Source organism: Kocuria tytonicola, assembly GCF_003687455.1.
GTDB lineage: Bacteria > Actinomycetota > Actinomycetes > Actinomycetales > Micrococcaceae > Kocuria > Kocuria tytonicola.
On record NZ_PHOA01000197.1, the window covers coordinates 1 to 1,176 of the forward strand.

Sequence of the window (1,176 nt, forward strand, 5' to 3'; positions counted from 1 at the left end):
GGTCGTACCCTTCGCCGCACACGCTGCTCCGCCCCGCCGCCCCGTGCTCCGCCATCGTGCGCGCGCCGCGCCGCGCCGTCGTGGGCGCATCGTGCCGCGCCTCCGTGGGAGCAGTGGAGGGCACCGCCGGTGTCGGCGCGGTGTGCTCCGTCCCGGACGACGGCTCGGCGAGCGGGGCCGTGAGCTCGAAGAGGGCGCACTCGGCGTCGTAGTAGGCGGAGCTGAGGCCGCGGGCGGTCATGCCCAGGCGGTGGCACACCGCCTGGGAGGCCTCGTTCTCCGGGTGGGTCACCGCCACCACCCGCGTGAGACCGGACGACCACGCGTGGTCGAGGACGGCGCGTGCCGCCTCGGTGGCGTACCCGAGACCCCACGCGTCCGGGTGGAAGTGCCAGCCGATCTCCGTGTCCCTGGCGGTGTCCGCCCCGGAGTCCGGGATGGGCTTGAGCAGCACGGTTCCCACGGGCTGCCCCTCGTGCGTGTGCGCGAGCCAGATCCCGTGCACGGGGTGCTGCGAGTACAGCTCCTGCCAGCGCCGGATCTTCTCCCGGGCCTCACCGAGCGTCCGCACGCGCTGGGTGCCGTCCCCGATGTAGCGCTGCACCGCCTCGCGGGAGTAGAGGTCCCGCACGAAGTCGGCGTCTGCGTCCGCCGCGGCGTCATAGGCCCGCAGCCGCAGGCGCGGGGTGCGCAGGGGAACCGTCACGAGCGGACCCCGGACGACGACGCCGTCCCCGGCCGTGCGGCGTCGTCCTCCCGCTGGGCCTCCAGACGGTCCAGGCGCTCGTCCTCGGTGAGCGGTTCTCCGTTGAGGCGCCGCGCGGTGACCCGCAGCTCGGTCACGGCCAGCAGCACGAGCGCCACCGCGAAGGCGACCGAGAGCACGCCCAGGATGTTCACGAAGCCGTAGCCGAGCTCCAGGTAGTCCGCACCGGCCACGTGGGTGAACACCGAGCGCATGCCCTCCGGGGTGACGTCCGGGAGGAAGAAGCCGAAGGCCACCGTCACGAGCCACGCGACCGCCGCAGTGAGCATCCCCCGCAGGCTCACGGCGTGGGAGGGGTGGTTGAGGGCGTCCCGCCGGAACAGCGCGGCGGCCACCACGTGCAGCACCAGCAGGGGCAGCGCGAGTGCCGCGGCGTAGACGAGGGTGAGAGGGCCGTGCAGCCCCACGAG

2 protein-coding genes are annotated in these 1,176 nt (G+C 74.1%); both read right to left on the reverse strand.

Annotation, left to right across the window (positions count from 1 at the left end):
- A partial coding sequence (locus CWC38_RS11805; RefSeq protein WP_133306267.1) for a GNAT family N-acetyltransferase occupies positions 1–706 on the reverse strand: 706 nt, incomplete at its 3' end.
- The coding region (locus tag CWC38_RS11810) for a hypothetical protein (RefSeq protein ID WP_121846892.1) at positions 703–1,176 on the reverse strand (474 nt) is incomplete at its 5' end. The genes CWC38_RS11805 and CWC38_RS11810, both read right to left, overlap by 4 nt.